Raw genomic sequence first — 15,306 nt, forward strand, 5'->3', positions numbered from 1 at the left:
GTGTGGAAAGCTGGCATCCAGTCGTATTCGAGGCCCGGACGGAGCGGTGATGTCCTTCAACGAAGGTATGCAGATCGACACGAGCAACACGTCGACCAGCGGGGGCGGTGGCTTCGGCGGCCGGGGTCTCGCGATCGGCGGCGGGATGGGTGGCTTGGTGATCGTGGTCGTCGCCATGTTCCTCGGCGTGGATCCCAGTTCGATTCTCGGTCACCAGAGCCAGGCGCCCCAGTCCAGCCAGGGATCGAGCGCCTACGACCTGAGCAAGTGCAAGACCGGCGCGGACGCCAACAAGTACCTGGAGTGCCGCATCGTGGCCACCGGCAACTCCGTGGACGGCGTGTGGTCGCAGCTGCTGAAGGGCTACACGCCGCCGAAGATCCGGCTGTTCCGTGGGCAGGTCAACACCGCGTGCGGCCCGGCCGACACCTCTGTGGGCCCCTTCTACTGCCCCGGCGACAAGGTCGCCTACTTCGACACCAGCTTCTTCCAGACCCTGGTCGACGAATTCGGTTCCAGCGGTGGACCTTTGGCACAGGAATACGTGGTGGCCCACGAGTACGGCCACCATGTGCAGAACCTGCTCGGCGACATCGGCAAGGCGCAACGCGGGCCGAAGGGCGCCGAGGGCAACAGCGTGCGCACCGAGCTGCAGGCCGACTGCTACGCCGGCGTGTGGGCGCACTACGCGTCGACGGTCAAGCAGAAGAGCACCGGCGTGCCGTTCCTGCAGCCGTTGAGCGACAAGGACATTGCCGACGCGCTGTCGGCGGCCTCGTCGGTCGGTGACGATCACATCCAGAAGCAGGCCACCGGACGTGTCAACCCGGAGTCGTGGACGCACGGCTCGTCGGCCGAACGGCAGAAGTGGTTCACCACCGGTTACCAGACCGGTGACCCCAAGCAGTGCGACACGTACAACGCACAGAATCTGGGCTAGGCCGCAGAGTTGATCCGCGCGATGTGGACGTCGCGGGTGAAGATGCGCAACCCATCTGGTGTCGGTGGCGCGGTTGAGGTGTAGACCGCGCCGGTCGGGGTGGTCAGCGCGATGGTGTGCCGGCCGTACCGGTCATAACTGGCCGCGGCCTGCCAGCCCGGTTCTTCTTTGACGTAGTTGCAGTGCTCGCACAACCCATCCCCGTTGTGCGCACTCGTCGGCCCGCCCTTGTCATGCGGCGTGACGTGGTCGGTGTGCCGGATCCGCGCATTGCAGTACGGGGTCCGGCAGATCTGGTCCCGCAAGCCGATGAACGTCGCGAGCGCCTTCGGGAACGCCCGCGCCCTCGACTCCATCGCCACCAGCTTGTTGGTGCCCGGCTGGGCATACAGACGACGCAACACCGCTTTCGCATCGGCGGCCGCGGCCAGCACCATGTCGCGAGCCAGGGCCGCCGGAATGGGCCCGTACCCGTCCAACTGCGCGGGCGCCTCACCCCCGGTCAGCAGCGTCGCATCCGAAAGCACCAGATTCACGGCCACCGGCACCGGCGACTGCACCGGATCGCGCCCCGTGACCCGCTCCACCACCACATCGGCCATCACCTGCGCACGGCTGCGCTCCGAGCCCGCCGCCACCACCGACGCCGCCTCGCGGGAGAGCGCCTGGCGCACCAACTGCCCCTGGGCGGCCGGCAGCAGCACCGTCATCGACATCATCCCGTCACCGGCCACCCGGAACCGCACATGCCGCGAGGCCCGTGCCCGCGTCATCTTCTCCGCCACGGTCTGCTGATCCAACTCATACGCGATCCGCGCGGCCTCCGCCGACACCTCGGCGTTCCCCAGCCCCGCCAACGGGGCCGGGTCCCCGCACAGCTCGACATCCAGAAGCCGGCGATCCAACGCCGACAGGTACGCCGCTTCCTTGGTGATCAGTTCGGCCCGATGCTCCGACAGCACCCCGGATTCCAAAGCGGCCAGCGTGCACGGCATATCGCCCACCAGTGTGCGGGCCATCGCCATCAACCGCTCACCCCGATGCGGAGACTCCCGCCGAGCCAGCCCCACCTCCGAGCCCAACGCGGCCCGCGAGACCCGCGGCCCACCCGCTCTCGCGGCGGCGACCCGCCGCGCCTCCAACGCGGCCGCCAACCGGGCCTGCTCCGCCGCCGCGGCAGCCTTGACCTGCTCGAGCTCGGTCATGCGACCCAACAACGCCGCCTCATCAGCGTCGGGGGCCAGCATCAGGCTTTCGCTCATACGTTCGAATGTACACCGCACCCCCGACAAGTGCCACCGCCACGATCGGTTTCCCGAATCGTTGACCACATTGAACAAATTTCGTTAATGTGTGCAAATGCCCGCAAAGCCGCCGACACCGCGCACCATCTCGCCGGCACTACTGGAAGCCACCGCGGAGACGCTCCACCGTTTGGGCCCAAGGCAATTCAGTCTCACGGCCGTGGCCGAGGCCGCCGGCGTCTCCCGCGGCACCGTCTACAACGCGCTCGGCGGTCGTGACCACGCCATCAGCGTCGCGCTGGACCATCTGGCCTCGACGTTCGTCGACGGCATGGCCGCCGAGATCGACAAGCAGTCCACACTGGCCGACCAGGTCGCCGCCGCGGCCGTCCTGATCTGCGCGCACCGGCAGAGCTCGCCCTCAGCGCCACAGAAGGGCATCAACGAGGGCATCGTCGTCCTGCTGCTGCGCAACATCGGTGAAGACCTGATGAAGCGCGCCGTCGAGCTCTGGAAGCCACGCGTCAAGGCCGCGCAACGCGACGGTGAGATCGGCCCAGGCGTCGACCCGGCGCGCGCCGGCGAGTGGATCGTCCGCGTGCTGCTGAGTTTCGAACTGCTCCCGCCCATCGGCGTCAATCTAGACAATCCCCGCGCCATCCGGCGCTTCGTCACCGACCACATCATCAATGGACTCAACGGAGAGGCACCATGACCGCACCCGACCACGAAGTGGTCATCATCGGCGCTGGGCCCGGCGGCATCGCCTCGGCTCACCTGTTGCAGCAGAAAGGGATTCACGACTTCGCCATCGTCGACCGCGGCGACGACTTCGGTGGCACCTGGCGCGACAACCACTACCCCGGGCTCGCCGTCGACATCCCCTCGCTGTGGTACCAGCTGTCGTTCGCGCCCAACCCCCACTGGTCCCGATTCTTCGCGCCCGGCCCGGAGATCTACGCCTACCTGCGCGACACCGCCGACAAGCTCGGCCTGCGGCCGCACCTGCGCGCGAACTCCGAGGTGCTGCGCCAACAGTGGGACGACGACGCCGGCCTGTGGCGGCTGTCCATCCGCAACCAGCCGGATGTGACGGCCCGGTTCCTGATCAGCTCGGTCGGCGGATATGTCAACGCCAAGAACGTCATCGACATCGACGGCATCGAAGACTTCCAAGGCACCATCCTGCGCCCCAACGACTGGGACGACGACTATGACGTCCGCGGCAAGCGCGTCGCGGTGATCGGTACCGGCTCCAGCGGCGTGCAGATCACCGGGGCACTGTCCGGGGTCGCCGCCAATCTCGATGTGTACCAACGCACTCCGGCCTGGGTACTGCCCAAGATCGACTTCGACATCCCGCAGTGGATGCAGCGGCTGCTCAAGGTGCCCGGTATGGTCAGCGCCGCCAACGCATTCGGTCGCCTGCTGATGGATGTGACCATGGTCGTGCCGATCGTGCACGTCTTCTCCCGGCTGCCCCGCAAGGTGCTGACCAGGCTCATGCCCCTCTACGACGGCAACAGCCGCAACCTCTACCGGTTGCTGCTGCGGTCGACCGTGCGGGACCCGGCGACCCGCAAGGCGCTGCTCCCCCGGTACGGCATCATGGCCAAACGCCCGGTGATCTCAAGCTCGTTCCTGCCGGCGCTCAACCACCCGGACACCCACCTGATCACCACGCCCATCGAGCGGATCACCCGCGACGGCGTCCGCACCGTCGACGGCGTGGACCACCCGGCCGACCTGCTGGTCACCGCCACGGGCTACGAGCTGTGGACCGATCCGGAGACGTACCGGCCCGGAACCATCTTAGGCTCCAACGGTTTCGACCTTGCCGAGTACTACCGCGCCCACGGACTGCACGCCTACGCCGGCACGGCGCACCCCCGGCTGCCCAACCGCTGGGAGATCGTCGGCCCGCTGGGATATGTCGGGTTCGCGTGGATGGACTATGTCGAAACCGTTGCCGCCCATGCGGTTCGGATGATCACTGAAGCCCGCCGCCGGTCGGACGCACCTGTCGTGGCGGTGAGCAACGACGCGTTCCACAAGTGGAACGCCCTGATGGACCGCCGCGGCCGGACCGCCCACACGTACTACACCCGCAACCCCGAGCTGCGGACGTACTTCGTCAACTCTCAGCACGAAACGCCCTACTACCGGCCGCAAACCATCACCGCCGCGCGGATTTTCGCGCGTCGATCGCCGCTCACCGACTATGAGTTCAGCGACGTCCAGGCCGCCACGATGAGTGAGGAGCTCAGCGCATGATCGATCAACCACTGGCCGGCAAGGTCGCGTTCGTCACCGGAGCGGCGCGTGGACAGGGCCGTTCGCACTGTGTGCGGCTGGCGCGAGCCGGAGCCGACATCGTCGCCATCGACGCCTGCGCGCCGGTGGCCGAGTCCAACGGGTACGAGCCGGCGACGCCCGCGGATCTGGCCGAGACGGTGAACCTCGTCGAAGGCGAAGGTCGCAAAATCTACGCCAAACAGGTCGACGTCCGGGATGCCGAAGGCCAGCAGCGCGTGGTCGCCGAGACCATCGAGCAGTTCGGGCGGCTGGACATCGTGGTGGCCAACGCGGGCGTGCTCAACTGGGGACGGCTCTGGGAGATTTCCCCACAGCAGTGGCAGGACACCCTGGACATCAACCTGACCGGCGTGTGGCACACCATCCGGGCTGTGGTGCCGGCGATGATCGAGGCCGGCAACGGTGGGTCGATCATCGCCACCAGCTCGGCGGCCGGCATCAAGGCGGTGCCGGGTTGCGGGCACTACTGCGCCAGCAAGTTCGGCGTCGTGGGCATGATCAACGCGCTGGCCGTCGAGTTGGGCGAGTTCGGCATCCGCGTGAATTCGGTACACCCGTACGGCACCGACACCCCGATGGGCAACGACGTGTCGATGTACCAGGTCCTGCAGGATCATCCGCAGTACATCCACAGCTTCTCCCCCGGCGCGCTGCCGACGGACTCACTCATCAAGCCGGACCAGATCTCGGACATCGTGGTGTGGTTGGCGAGCGACGCATCATCGTTGGTGACGGCGGCGCAAATCCCGGCAGACAAGGGTTATCTCAAGATCTGACCGGGTAACCTCAGTCGCCATGGCGAAGTCGAACGCCGAGGTGGCAAACAACAGTCTCGACGCGCAGGCGCGCGCCACACAGTTCATGCGCTCGGCCCTCGACATCCTCGGTGAGACCGGCCGCACGGAGTTCACGGTGCTCCAGGTCGTGGAGCGCTCGAAGACGTCGTTGCGGGCCTTCTATCAGCACTTCGCCACCAAGGACGAGCTGGTGCTGGCGCTGATCGACGCGATGCTGACCGAGTTCACCACGACGTGGCAGGCCGAGGCGGCCGAGCTGAGCCCCGGGGACGCGCTGCGTGAGCTGGTCGACCGCATCTGCGTGCCGCCCGCGTCGAGCACCCAGGACCGCATCAATCGTGGGCTGACCTTCTACCACGACCGCCTGGCCGAAACGATGCCGGACGACTACGGCCGGGTGCTCACACCGTTGCACGCGCTCATCGTCGACATCGTCGAACGCGGAATGACCGATGGCACCTTTGCTTCCGGCCTCGACGTCGAAGCCACGGCGGCGCTGGTCATGCAGACCATCTTCGGCGCCCTGCGACTGCGTGCACTGGGGCCGGGCCTGGACCTCACGCCGATCGGCAGCGAGCGCATCTACGCGTTCTGCCTGCGCGCGTTGGAAAACTGATGACTTCTGGCCCTGTCTGAGCCGCTTCGCGGCGGGGCAATGTGGGCACATGATGAAAACCGCCGTTGCGCTTGGGGAGATCGAGGACGCAGTTCATTCGGCCTGCCGGGCACCGTCGTTCCACAACAGCCAGCCGTGGATCTGGGTGCTCGAATCGACAACCTTGCGGCTTTTCCTCGATCCCGATCAGTTGGTGGACACCGACAGCTCCGGCCGCCAGGCCTTGCTGAGCTGCGGCGCGGCCCTGGACCATCTGCGCGTGGTCATGGCCGCGCGCGGCTGGGAGATCCTGGTGGACCGTTTTCCCAATCCGAACAACCGCCACCACCTGGCAGATATCGAGTTCCGCCAGTCGGCCGGCGTCACAACTGCCCAGCGCCGGGACGCCGACGCCATCGCGCGTCGACGTTCGGACCGGCTGCCCTACGACCCCGTCGAGAACCTGGCGGCGTTCGAGATGCTCCTGCGACTGGCCGTCGAGGACCGACCCACTCACGTCGACCTGATCACGCCGCAGCAGCGGGACAAAGTAGCCGAGGCCTCCCATCTCGCCGAGGCGCTGCGCATGTACGACACGTCATACCATGCTGAATTGGCTTGGTGGACAGCTCCTTTCGGGGCAACCACCGGAATTCCGCACAGCGCACTGGTTTCGGCCGCGGAATCGGATCGGGTCGAGGTCGGACGGACTTTCCCGGTGACGCATACCAAAGAAAGACGGCAGCACAGCGGCGACGATCAGGCCACCATCGTGGTGATCTCGGCGTTCGACGACACCCCGCAGAGCATCCTGGCCTGTGGCGAGACGTTGTCGGCGGTGCTCATCGAAGCCACCGCCGCCGGGCTGGCGAGTTGCACCCTGACCCATGTGACCGAGCACCCTGCCACCCGCGACATCATCGGTACGCTCACGGGCCATCCACTACCGCAGGCGCTGGTCCGGATCGGCGTCGCGCCCGAATTCGACGATGTGCCACCGCCGACACCGCGCCGCCCCTTGTCGGACGTCTTTCACGTCCGGGCCGGTTGACCCCGACGTAGGCTGGGTTCATGCGCGCATGGCGAGTGCGTGAGCCCGCGCCGATAGCGCGCGGTCCACTCGAATTCGGCTCCGTCGATGTCCCCGCGCCCGGTGACGGTGAAGTGCTCATCGCCGTGCGGGCGTGCGGTGTGTGTCGCACCGACTTACACATCGCCGAGGGTGACCTGCCGGTGCACCGACCGCTCGTCATCCCGGGCCACGAAGTGGTGGGCGAGGTGGTGGCGGTCGGCGAACACGCCCACCCGCAGCTCGCCGTCGGTGATCGGGTCGGGGTGGCCTGGCTCCGGCACACCTGCGGCAGCTGCCGATTCTGCCTCCGCGGCGCCGAGAACCTGTGCCCGCATTCCCGCTACACCGGCTGGGACGCCGACGGCGGCTACGCCGAATTCATCACGGCACCAGCCGATTACGTCCACCGGCTGCCCACGGGATACACCGACGCCGAACTGGCACCGCTGCTGTGTGCCGGCATCATCGGCTATCGGTCGCTGCTTCGGGCCGACCTACCCGCCGGTGGCCGGCTCGGAATCTATGGCTTCGGCGGCAGTGCCCACATCACCGCGCAGGTGGCGCTCGCCCAGGGCGCCGAGGTGCACGTCATGACCCGCGGCGAGGCTGCCCAGCAACTCGCGCTCGACCTCGGTGCCGCCTCGGCCCAGGGCGCCACGGCGCGGCCACCGGTCGCCTTGGACGCCGCGATCCTGTTCGCGCCCGTGGGTGATCTGGTGTTGCCGGCGCTCGAAGCCCTCGATCGTGGCGGCACCCTGGCGATTGCCGGCATTCATCTCAGTGACATCCCCGAACTGAATTACCAGCGCCATCTGTTCCAGGAACGCCAGGTGCGGTCGGTGGCATCGAACACGCGCGCCGATGCCCGGGAATTCCTCGCCTTCGCCGGCACCCACCACATCGATGTCACGGCCCCGATCTACCCTCTCGACCAGGCAGACCGTGCCCTGGGCGATCTGGCCGCCGGACGTATCTCGGGCGCCGCGGTCCTCCACGTCGGCTGACTCAGAACAACGCAGGCTGCACCGCCCCGGCGGACACTGCCGCCGGGGCGGTACGCACGGTGTCAAGTCTGTTCGCCCGGCCGCCCAGGCCGTATCGCGCGACCAGTGGCGCGGCCCGATTACGCAACCGTTCGCGGTACTCCGGTCCGAGATACGCACCGCGCCCGTACAATTCGCGATACTTGGGCAGCAGTTCGGGATACGTCGAGCCCAGCCACGCCAGGAACCAGCCACGCGTCGCGCCGCGAAGATGCAGTCCGAAGACCGTCACACCCGTGGCACCGGCCGCCGCGATGCGCGACAGCAACGCCTCCAGATGCGCCTCCGAGTCGGTCAGGTACGGCAGCACCGGCGCCACCATCACGTGGCAGTCGAGCCCGGCCGCCGTAATGGCCGAGATGAGCTCCAATCGTGCGCCCGGCGTGGGGGTCCCGGGTTCGACCGACCGGTGCAGATCGGGGTCGAGCATCGCCAGCGACACCGAGACGCTGACCCCCACGCGGGTGCCCGCGTCGACGATCAGTGGCAGGTCGCGGCGCAGCAGCGTGCCCTTGGTCAGGATCGAGAACGGCGTTCCCGAATCCGTCAGCGCCGCGATGATTCCCGGCATCAGCGCGTACCGGCCCTCGGCGCGTTGATAGGGATCGGTATTGGTACCGAGTGCGACGGCGTCACGCGTCCACGACCGCCGAAAGAGCTCCCGCCGCAACACTTCCGCGACATTCGTCTTCACGATGAGTTCCCGGTCGAAGTCATTTCCGGAGTCGAAGTCCAGATACTCGTGCGTGGGCCTGGCGAAGCAGTACCGGCACGCGTGCGAGCAGCCACGGTAGGCGTTGACGGTGTACCGGAACGGCAGATTCGACGCTTCCGGCACTTTGTTCAGCGCCGACTTGCAGAGCACCTCATGGAACGTGATGCCGTCGAATTTGGGAACCCGGACGCTGCGCACCAGACCGAGCCGTTCCAGGCCGGGTAGCGCGCCGTCCGCCTCGGCCCGCGCCACCGTCTGCCCGTCCCACCGCACACTTCATTCGAACAATTGTTCGATGCTTTGTCAAGTCTCGCTGGGTCCGTCGACGAGCAACAGATGGTCGATCGCGCTGACGGTGTCAGGGGCGAGTCCTTCGCGAATGACGGCGTCCAACAACCGGGCAGCGACCGTCCTGAGCTTCACCTGGGTGGCTTGCGAGCGCCATTTCAGAATCTCGAAGGCACGGTCGGCGTCGATGCCGTACGCCGCCATGAGGACGCCCTTGGCCTGGTCGATCACGGCGCGCGACTCCACCACCGAGGCCATGGCCGTGGTGAGGTCGGACTGGATGCCGGCGGTGACATCGATGTAGTAGCCGTGCGTGCCGGTGACCTCACCGTCGTCGTCGGTCATCCGGTCACTGACCACCACCACCCAGTGGATCCTCCCGTCGGCGTCGACGATGCGGTGCCGGCTGCTGAACAACCCACCCGTCTGCACCCGCTCGAGAATCTCGGCGACCTTGGCCCGGTCGTCTGGATGCTTGTGACTCAACAGCAATTCGGTGGTGGGCTCCACTTCCCCCAGCGCGTAGCCGTGCATGCGGGCCACCTCTTCAGACCACACCCACCGTTGTTCGGCGAGATTGAACTGAAAGCTGCCGACATGCTGCTCAGCGCCGCCGCTGAACACGGCGGCGACGTCCCAGGACTCGGACTCGGCGATTTCGCCGTCGGTTTCACTCATGTCGTTATGTGGTGGCAGGTGGCCGTAATCATCGTAACTCCCTAGCGGGATTGTCCGCCTCACTTGCCGGGTACGCGGCCCACATGACGCATATCGGTTACTTCCTCTGCTGTGAACAGTTCAATCCCCACGACCTGATCGCTCAGGCCAGACGAGCCGAGGAAGCCGGATTCCACGCGCTGTGGGTATCAGACCACTTCCACCCGTGGAACGACGAATAGGGCCAAAGCCCCTTCGTCTGGGGCATTCTGGGCGCGCTGTCCGAGGTGACGGCACTACCCGTGACGACCGCCGTCACGTGCCCGACGTTCCGGATACATCCCGCAATCATCGCGCAGGCCGCCGCGACAGCCGCCGTGCAGCTGCGCGGCGGCTTCCGGCTCGGAGTCGGCAGCGGAGAGGCGCTGAACGAGCACATCCTCGGCGACCCGTGGCCCTCGGCCGGTGAACGGCTGGACCGACTCGCCGAAGCGGTCTCGCTCATCAGGGCTCTGCACCGCGGCGAAGAACTGAACCACGACGGCCGCTACTTCCACGTCCAGGACGCGCGCATCTACACGCTGCCGGACCACCGCATACCGATCTATATTTCGGGTTTCGGCCCGCAGGCAACCCGGCTGGCAGGGCGGATCGGTGACGGCTACTGCATCACCATGCCCGACGCCGATCGCGTTGCGCTGTTCCGCGAGGCCGGCGGCGGCCGCAAGCCGGTGCAGGCCGGGATGAAGGTCTGCTGGGACCTGGACCCGGAATTCGCGGCCGACACGGCGCACCGTTTGTGGGCCACCGAGCAGCTACCGGGACAACTCAACCAGATTCTGCCCAGGCCAACGGATTTCGCGTCCGCCGCGAGCCTGGTGACGCGCGAGGCCGTCACCGACGCGATCGTCTGCGGACCCGACATCGACGCCCATGTCGCCCAGTTGCGCAAGTACGTCGACGCCGGCGTCGACGAAATCTACGTCCAACAGATCGGCCCGGACATGGACGGCTTCTTCGACGCCTGGGGGCGCGATGTACTACCGGAATTCCAGGAGTCGGCTTACGCCTGAGCCGCGGCCTGGCGCTCGGTGTGAGCACCGCCGGTGGCCAGCTCGCCGCCGGCGGATTCCAGGTGGGCGCGGACGAACCACTGGAACTTCTCCAGTTCGGCGACCTGACCGATCAGCATGTCCTGCGTGACCAGATCGAGCTCGTCCAGTTCTTCGATCGACTTACGCGCGTCCTTGATGACGCCGTCGTAGACCAGGTCGAGCGCCGCGAGGTGCGCTTGCGCGGTGTCACGGCCGATCGAGTAGTCGTCCCAGGTGCGATGTTTGAGAATCGCCCCCGGCGTACCGTCGGGCGACGCGCCGAGCGCCGCGACGCGTTCGGCTGTCTGATCGGCGTAACCCCGCACCAGCTCGACCTGCGGATCGATCATCTCGTGCACGCCAATGAAATTGGGGCCCACAACATTCCAATGCACGTGCTTGAGCGTGAGATGCAGGTCGTTGTACGTGCTCAGTTGGATTTGCAGCAGTTCTCGGATCCGGCTGCTCTGCTCTTCGGAAAGCCCTGGAATGGTGAATTCGCTCATTGGTTGCCTCTACCCCTACGGCATCGGGGGCAAACACCGTTTAGTACCAGGGCGACCCGGGTACCGCCCCGGGGTGACTGCTGTCGAAGTGCCGTTGACGCCGCAGCGGCCGTTCCCGGCGCGCCGCAAGAGTTTGGGCGCTGTCCTGTACGGACTCGTCAGCACGACCGATCACAAGCTGATCGGCCAGATGTACCTGGCGGCGTCGTTCGCGTTCTTCTTCAGCGCCGGGATCATGGCATTGCTGATGCGCACCGAGCTCGCCACGCCCGGTCTGCAGTTCTTGTCCAACGAGCAGTACAACCAGCTGTTCACCGTGCACGGCACCTTGATGCTGCTGCTGTACGCGACCCCCGTCGTGTTCGGTTTCGCGAATCTCGTGCTGCCCCTGCAGATCGGCGCACCGGACGTCGCCTTCCCCCGCCTCAACGCGCTGTCGTTCTGGCTGTTCCTGTTCGGTGGGCTGATGGTGCTGGCCGGATTCGTCGTGCCCGGCGGCGCAGCGGATTTCGGGTGGACGGGGTACACCCCGTTGTCCGACGCTGCCCATTCGCCGGGGTCCGGTGGGGACCTGTGGGCCGTGGGCCTGATCGTGTCCGGACTCGGCACCATCCTCGGTGCGGTCAACATGATCACCACCGTGGTCTGCATGCGCTGCCCCGGCATGACCATGTTCCGCATGCCCATCTTCACCTGGAACATCGTGGCCACCGGCGTGCTGATCCTCCTCGCCTTCCCGATCCTGACCGCGGCGCTGTTCGGTCTGCTCGCGCAGCGTCACCTGGGGGCGCACATCTACGACGCGGCCAATGGCGGCACGATCCTGTGGCAACACCTGTTCTGGTTCTTCGGGCACCCTGAGGTGTACATCGTCGCGCTGCCGTTCTTCGGCATCGTCACCGAGATCATTCCGGTGTTCTCGCGCAAACCGATATTCGGTTACACCACACTGATTTACGCTACGTGGGCCATCACCGTGCTGTCGGTCGCGGTGTGGGCGCACCACATGTTCGCCACGGGTGCCGTGCTGCTGCCGTTCTTCTCGTTCATGACGTTCCTGATCGCGGTCCCCACCGGCATCAAATTCTGGAATTGGATCGGCACCATGTGGAAGGGGCAGTTGACCTTCGAGACGCCGATGCTGTTCTCGGTCGGCTTCCTCGTCACCTTCCTGTTGGGCGGACTCTCCGGCGTGCTGCTGGCCAGCCCGCCGCTCGACTTCCACGTCACGGACTCGTATTTCGTTGTGGCGCACTTCCATTACGTGCTGTTCGGCACCATCGTGTTCGCCACCTATGCCGGCATCTACTTCTGGTTCCCGAAGATGTGCGGACGGCTGCTCGACGAGCGCCTCGGCAAGCTGCACTTCTGGTTGACCTTCATCGGCTTCCACACCACGTTCCTCGTGCAGCACTGGCTGGGCGATGCGGGCATGCCCCGCCGCTATGCGGACTACCTGCCCGGCGACGGCTTCGACGCCCTCAACCTGGTCTCCACCATCGGGTCCTTCATCCTTGCGCTGTCGGTGCTGCCGTTCGTCTGGAACGTGTTCAAGAGCTGGCGCTACGGCGAGCCCGTCGTCGTCGACGACCCGTGGGGCCACGGCAACTCGCTCGAGTGGGCCACGACCTGCCCGCCGCCGCGGCACAACTTCACCGAGCTGCCCCGAATCCGTTCGGAGCGGCCGGCTTTCGAGCTGCACTACCCCCACATGACAGAACGGATGCGTAACGAGTCGCACGTCGGCCGGTGACGGTCACCGTCAGCCGGTGCTTTCGCGTTCTTCGAGACCGACGGCCTCCCGCAGTTCTTTCTCGTCGTCGCGAATGCTGTCGTTCTCGTCGCCCAGGTGGTGCATCAAATCTGCCAGGGCGTCGGCGACGGCGTTGAGCTTGTGCTGAATCGCGTCATCCGAACGCCGCTGGGTGTTCTGCAGCAGGGCGACCAACAGGAACGTGATGATCGTCGTGATCGTGTTGATGACCAGCTGCCAGGTGTCGACGGTCATGAGGGCGAACGTCGGCGCCCAGACGATCACCAGCAGCACGCAGGCCAGGAAGAACCAGGCCCGGGAAACGATTTCGGCCGTGCTGGTGGCGAATCGGTCGAACGGGGACACCTTGCCGGTGACACCGGACGGCATCACGTCAGCGACGGCATTATCGGAGGCGGTCATGGCGCGTCCTTTCCTGAGCACCGTTGTTTACCCCGGAAGGTTCGGAGACAAACTCACCAGGAACTCCACCAACATGGCCGTTCGACTTGGCATGGGACGCATCGGATTCGAATACACCCAGCGATCGTCGGTCAGCGGGCGCTCGAGATCACGTCCCGTACCCGGTCCAGCATGGCTGCGAACGGCCCGACGATGAGGTTCGCGACCGGGGACTCCACACCGGGGTGTGGCCTGGTCGGTGCGACCGCTTCGGCGAGTTTGGCGATTTCACCCATGCGCTGGAGTTCCGTCTGCGACAGCTCGGTTCCGAGCTTGGCGAACTCCTCGGCCTCCTCATGCTCGGCGTGCGCGATCACCGCGTCGCGGAGTTTCGTCAGCTTGGTGGTGAACTCCTTGCTATCGACATCGAGCGATTCCACTTCGGCGAGAAGCTTTTTCGCCTCGTGCTCCTCTTCGAGCCTGGCGTCGACAACCTTCGCGCCACCGGGCAGCTTCTGCTTCGCGCGCGGATGGACGATCTCTTCCTCGGCCGTTTCGTGCACCGCGAGGAGCCGGCGCAGATCCCGGAACGACCTCGCTCTCTCGTCGCCGGTCAGCACCAGGGTCTCCGTGAACAGTGACTTGATCTGCTCGTGCTGATCAGTGAGGAGATCGATCACATCAGACGGGGTTTTGAGGGCATGCGAAGCCATATTTCCTCCTGTGGGAACGTCTTACGCGCCCGGGCTGTGAGCGCGTCCCCCACCGGTTACCCGGTGCGCCGGAGGTCAAACGGGCCAGTGGTGCAGCGACGGGCACCCCGCCGCCCAGCTGGACAGCATGTGATCGGCGAGCCGTCCCTCGATCGCGTCGAAGGCCCGGATGCCGAACACGATGTCCAGTTCCAGGCCCGGCTCACGCGACAGCAGGTCTGCCACGACGTCCTTGCGGACCACCTGTTCGTGAACCGCGTCGGCCTCGACATGCTCGCGATAGAAGTCGACGCACGGCCGCGGGGCGCCAAGTCGCCTGAGGCCCTTGACTATTCGCTGCGATGCCGGCGACGAGGTCAGTTCGGTCGCGGCGAAATGGCCGACGGCCGCGCCGCGCAGGTGACGATGCAGACCGAACATCGACATGAGGTTCACCGCGGCCAGCGTGCTGCCCGTCGCGTTGCCGAGGTAGTGCAGGTAGTCGCTGCGCAGATCCGCGGCGTCGAGCAGATCGGCGAACAGGCGCTGGTGCATGGTCGCGTAGCCGCCCCGACCGCCGTATTCGTCGTATTCCACTGCCACCAGCGCGGCTTTCGCGCGTCCGGTCAACCGCGGAATGATCCACGACTGCGGGTCGGCTTCCTTCAGGTGGTACAGCGACCGGTGGACGAAGTACTCCTGCATCTGCGGCCACGTCGCCTGATCTTGCAGGTACACAGACAGACTCGAGTCATCGACAAGTTCGGTGTCACAGCGATTCAGCTCGGCGTGCGCCGTACTGTCGGGGCTGATGTCACCGACGAGCTCCCGGACGGCGGCGAGGAATCGCTCCTCGAGACGATGGCGAACATCGAGGAGCGCGGGGTTCCATTCCCACTTCTCGTCGGTGCCGGTGAAGCCCCGGTAATGCAGCTCGTAGCAGACGTAGAGCGCCAACTGCAGGTCGAGTCCGAAGGGATCGGTGTTCGCGAGTAGTGGTAGCTGTATCCGCGCCAAATACTGCGTGGGCAGTCGCTCCCCCAGCAGTCCGGTCACCACACTCGACAATGGACCGCGCGGATCCGGCAGCAAAGGCTGAACAAGTTCTTCTGTGCACATGAGACCTCCCCGATACCCGCAGGCACGGGCAGCTAAACCCGCTGGCACTGCGGCTCACGGGGTGTAGGCGTCG

Annotated in this window: 15 protein-coding genes and 1 pseudogene; 9 read left to right on the forward strand and 7 right to left on the reverse strand. The window is 66.2% G+C overall.

What is annotated here, in order from left to right; all coding sequences use genetic code 11:
* Nucleotides 1-49: 49 nt before the first annotated feature.
* A complete protein-coding gene (gene ypfJ / locus H289_RS0115415) occupies nt 50-940 on the forward strand; it encodes a KPN_02809 family neutral zinc metallopeptidase (protein WP_020101700.1) in 891 nt (296 codons plus the stop codon).
* Here the strand turns inward: ypfJ and H289_RS0115420 are convergent.
* Entirely contained in the window at nt 937-2,202 is a 1,266-nt protein-coding gene (locus tag H289_RS0115420) for an HNH endonuclease (protein WP_020101701.1), read from the reverse strand. The two genes, ypfJ and H289_RS0115420, sit on opposite strands and share 4 nt — an antisense overlap.
* A 97-nt stretch (nt 2,203-2,299) precedes the next feature.
* Here H289_RS0115420 and H289_RS0115425 point away from each other — a divergent pair, with 97 nt between their 5' ends.
* From H289_RS0115425 to H289_RS0115450, 6 genes are read left to right on the forward strand one after another with little or no spacing between them, the layout of a single operon-like run.
* Nucleotides 2,300-2,899 carry a TetR/AcrR family transcriptional regulator gene (locus H289_RS0115425; RefSeq protein WP_020101702.1) on the forward strand — a complete coding sequence of 200 codons (600 nt, stop codon included), beginning with the start codon at nt 2,300-2,302 and terminating at the stop codon, nt 2,897-2,899.
* Nucleotides 2,896-4,458, forward strand: a complete 1,563-nt coding sequence (locus H289_RS30580; protein ID WP_020101703.1) for a flavin-containing monooxygenase — start codon at nt 2,896-2,898, stop codon at nt 4,456-4,458. Before H289_RS0115425 ends, H289_RS30580 begins: the two co-directional genes overlap by 4 nt.
* Nucleotides 4,455-5,276, forward strand: coding sequence for a mycofactocin-coupled SDR family oxidoreductase (locus tag H289_RS0115435; protein WP_020101704.1), 822 nt, complete (start codon nt 4,455-4,457; stop codon nt 5,274-5,276). The genes H289_RS30580 and H289_RS0115435 overlap by 4 nt, the downstream gene beginning before the upstream one ends.
* Before the next feature lie 19 nt (nt 5,277-5,295).
* Nucleotides 5,296-5,913 carry a TetR/AcrR family transcriptional regulator gene (locus H289_RS0115440; RefSeq protein ID WP_020101705.1) on the forward strand — a complete coding sequence of 206 codons (618 nt, stop codon included), beginning with the start codon at nt 5,296-5,298 and terminating at the stop codon, nt 5,911-5,913.
* 49 nt (nt 5,914-5,962) lie between these two features.
* Complete coding sequence (locus H289_RS0115445; protein ID WP_020101706.1) at nt 5,963-6,943, forward strand: Acg family FMN-binding oxidoreductase; 981 nt, start codon at nt 5,963-5,965, stop codon at nt 6,941-6,943.
* A 20-nt stretch (nt 6,944-6,963) separates the two neighbouring features.
* Nucleotides 6,964-7,968 (forward strand): zinc-binding alcohol dehydrogenase family protein, encoded by a 1,005-nt coding sequence (locus H289_RS0115450; protein WP_029105284.1) that lies wholly within the window; start codon nt 6,964-6,966, stop codon nt 7,966-7,968.
* A gap of 1 nt (nt 7,969) precedes the next feature.
* Here H289_RS0115450 and H289_RS0115455 read toward each other — a convergent pair whose 3' ends face one another.
* Nucleotides 7,970-8,995: an Rv2578c family radical SAM protein gene (locus tag H289_RS0115455; RefSeq protein WP_020101708.1), complete on the reverse strand. Its 1,026-nt coding sequence runs from the start codon at nt 8,993-8,995 to the stop codon at nt 7,970-7,972.
* 30 nt (nt 8,996-9,025) lie between these two features.
* Entirely contained in the window at nt 9,026-9,688 is a 663-nt protein-coding gene (locus H289_RS0115460) for a PAS and ANTAR domain-containing protein (RefSeq protein WP_020101709.1), read from the reverse strand.
* Between the two features lie 83 nt (nt 9,689-9,771).
* Here H289_RS0115460 and H289_RS30585 point away from each other — a divergent pair.
* Nucleotides 9,772-10,740: pseudogene (locus tag H289_RS30585) on the forward strand (TIGR03557 family F420-dependent LLM class oxidoreductase).
* Here the strand turns inward: H289_RS30585 and H289_RS0115470 are convergent.
* A complete protein-coding gene (locus H289_RS0115470; RefSeq protein ID WP_020101712.1) occupies nt 10,731-11,267 on the reverse strand; it encodes a Dps family protein in 537 nt (178 codons plus the stop codon). The pseudogene H289_RS30585 and the gene H289_RS0115470 sit on opposite strands and share 10 nt — an antisense overlap.
* Nucleotides 11,268-11,340: 73 nt before the next feature.
* On the opposite strand from H289_RS0115470, the gene ctaD reads away from it, so the two are divergent.
* Entirely contained in the window at nt 11,341-13,020 is a 1,680-nt protein-coding gene (gene ctaD, locus H289_RS0115475; RefSeq protein WP_029105286.1) for an aa3-type cytochrome oxidase subunit I, read from the forward strand.
* Nucleotides 13,021-13,029: 9 nt separating this feature from the next.
* On the opposite strand, the gene H289_RS0115480 is transcribed toward ctaD, so the two are convergent.
* From H289_RS0115480 to H289_RS0115490, 3 genes are all read right to left on the reverse strand, one after another.
* On the reverse strand, nt 13,030-13,443 hold the full coding sequence (locus tag H289_RS0115480) for a low affinity iron permease family protein (RefSeq protein ID WP_020101714.1): 414 nt from the start codon (nt 13,441-13,443) through the stop codon (nt 13,030-13,032).
* Nucleotides 13,444-13,574: 131 nt separating this feature from the next.
* On the reverse strand, nt 13,575-14,135 hold the full coding sequence (locus H289_RS0115485) for a hemerythrin domain-containing protein (RefSeq protein WP_029105287.1): 561 nt from the start codon (nt 14,133-14,135) through the stop codon (nt 13,575-13,577).
* A gap of 75 nt (nt 14,136-14,210) precedes the next feature.
* Complete coding sequence (locus H289_RS0115490; protein WP_036420671.1) at nt 14,211-15,233, reverse strand: iron-containing redox enzyme family protein; 1,023 nt, start codon at nt 15,231-15,233, stop codon at nt 14,211-14,213.
* Between the last annotated feature and the right edge of the window lie 73 nt (nt 15,234-15,306).

It is taken from the genome of Mycobacterium sp. 360MFTsu5.1, from assembly GCF_000383495.1.
GTDB classification, from domain to species: domain Bacteria; phylum Actinomycetota; class Actinomycetes; order Mycobacteriales; family Mycobacteriaceae; genus Mycobacterium; species Mycobacterium mucogenicum_B.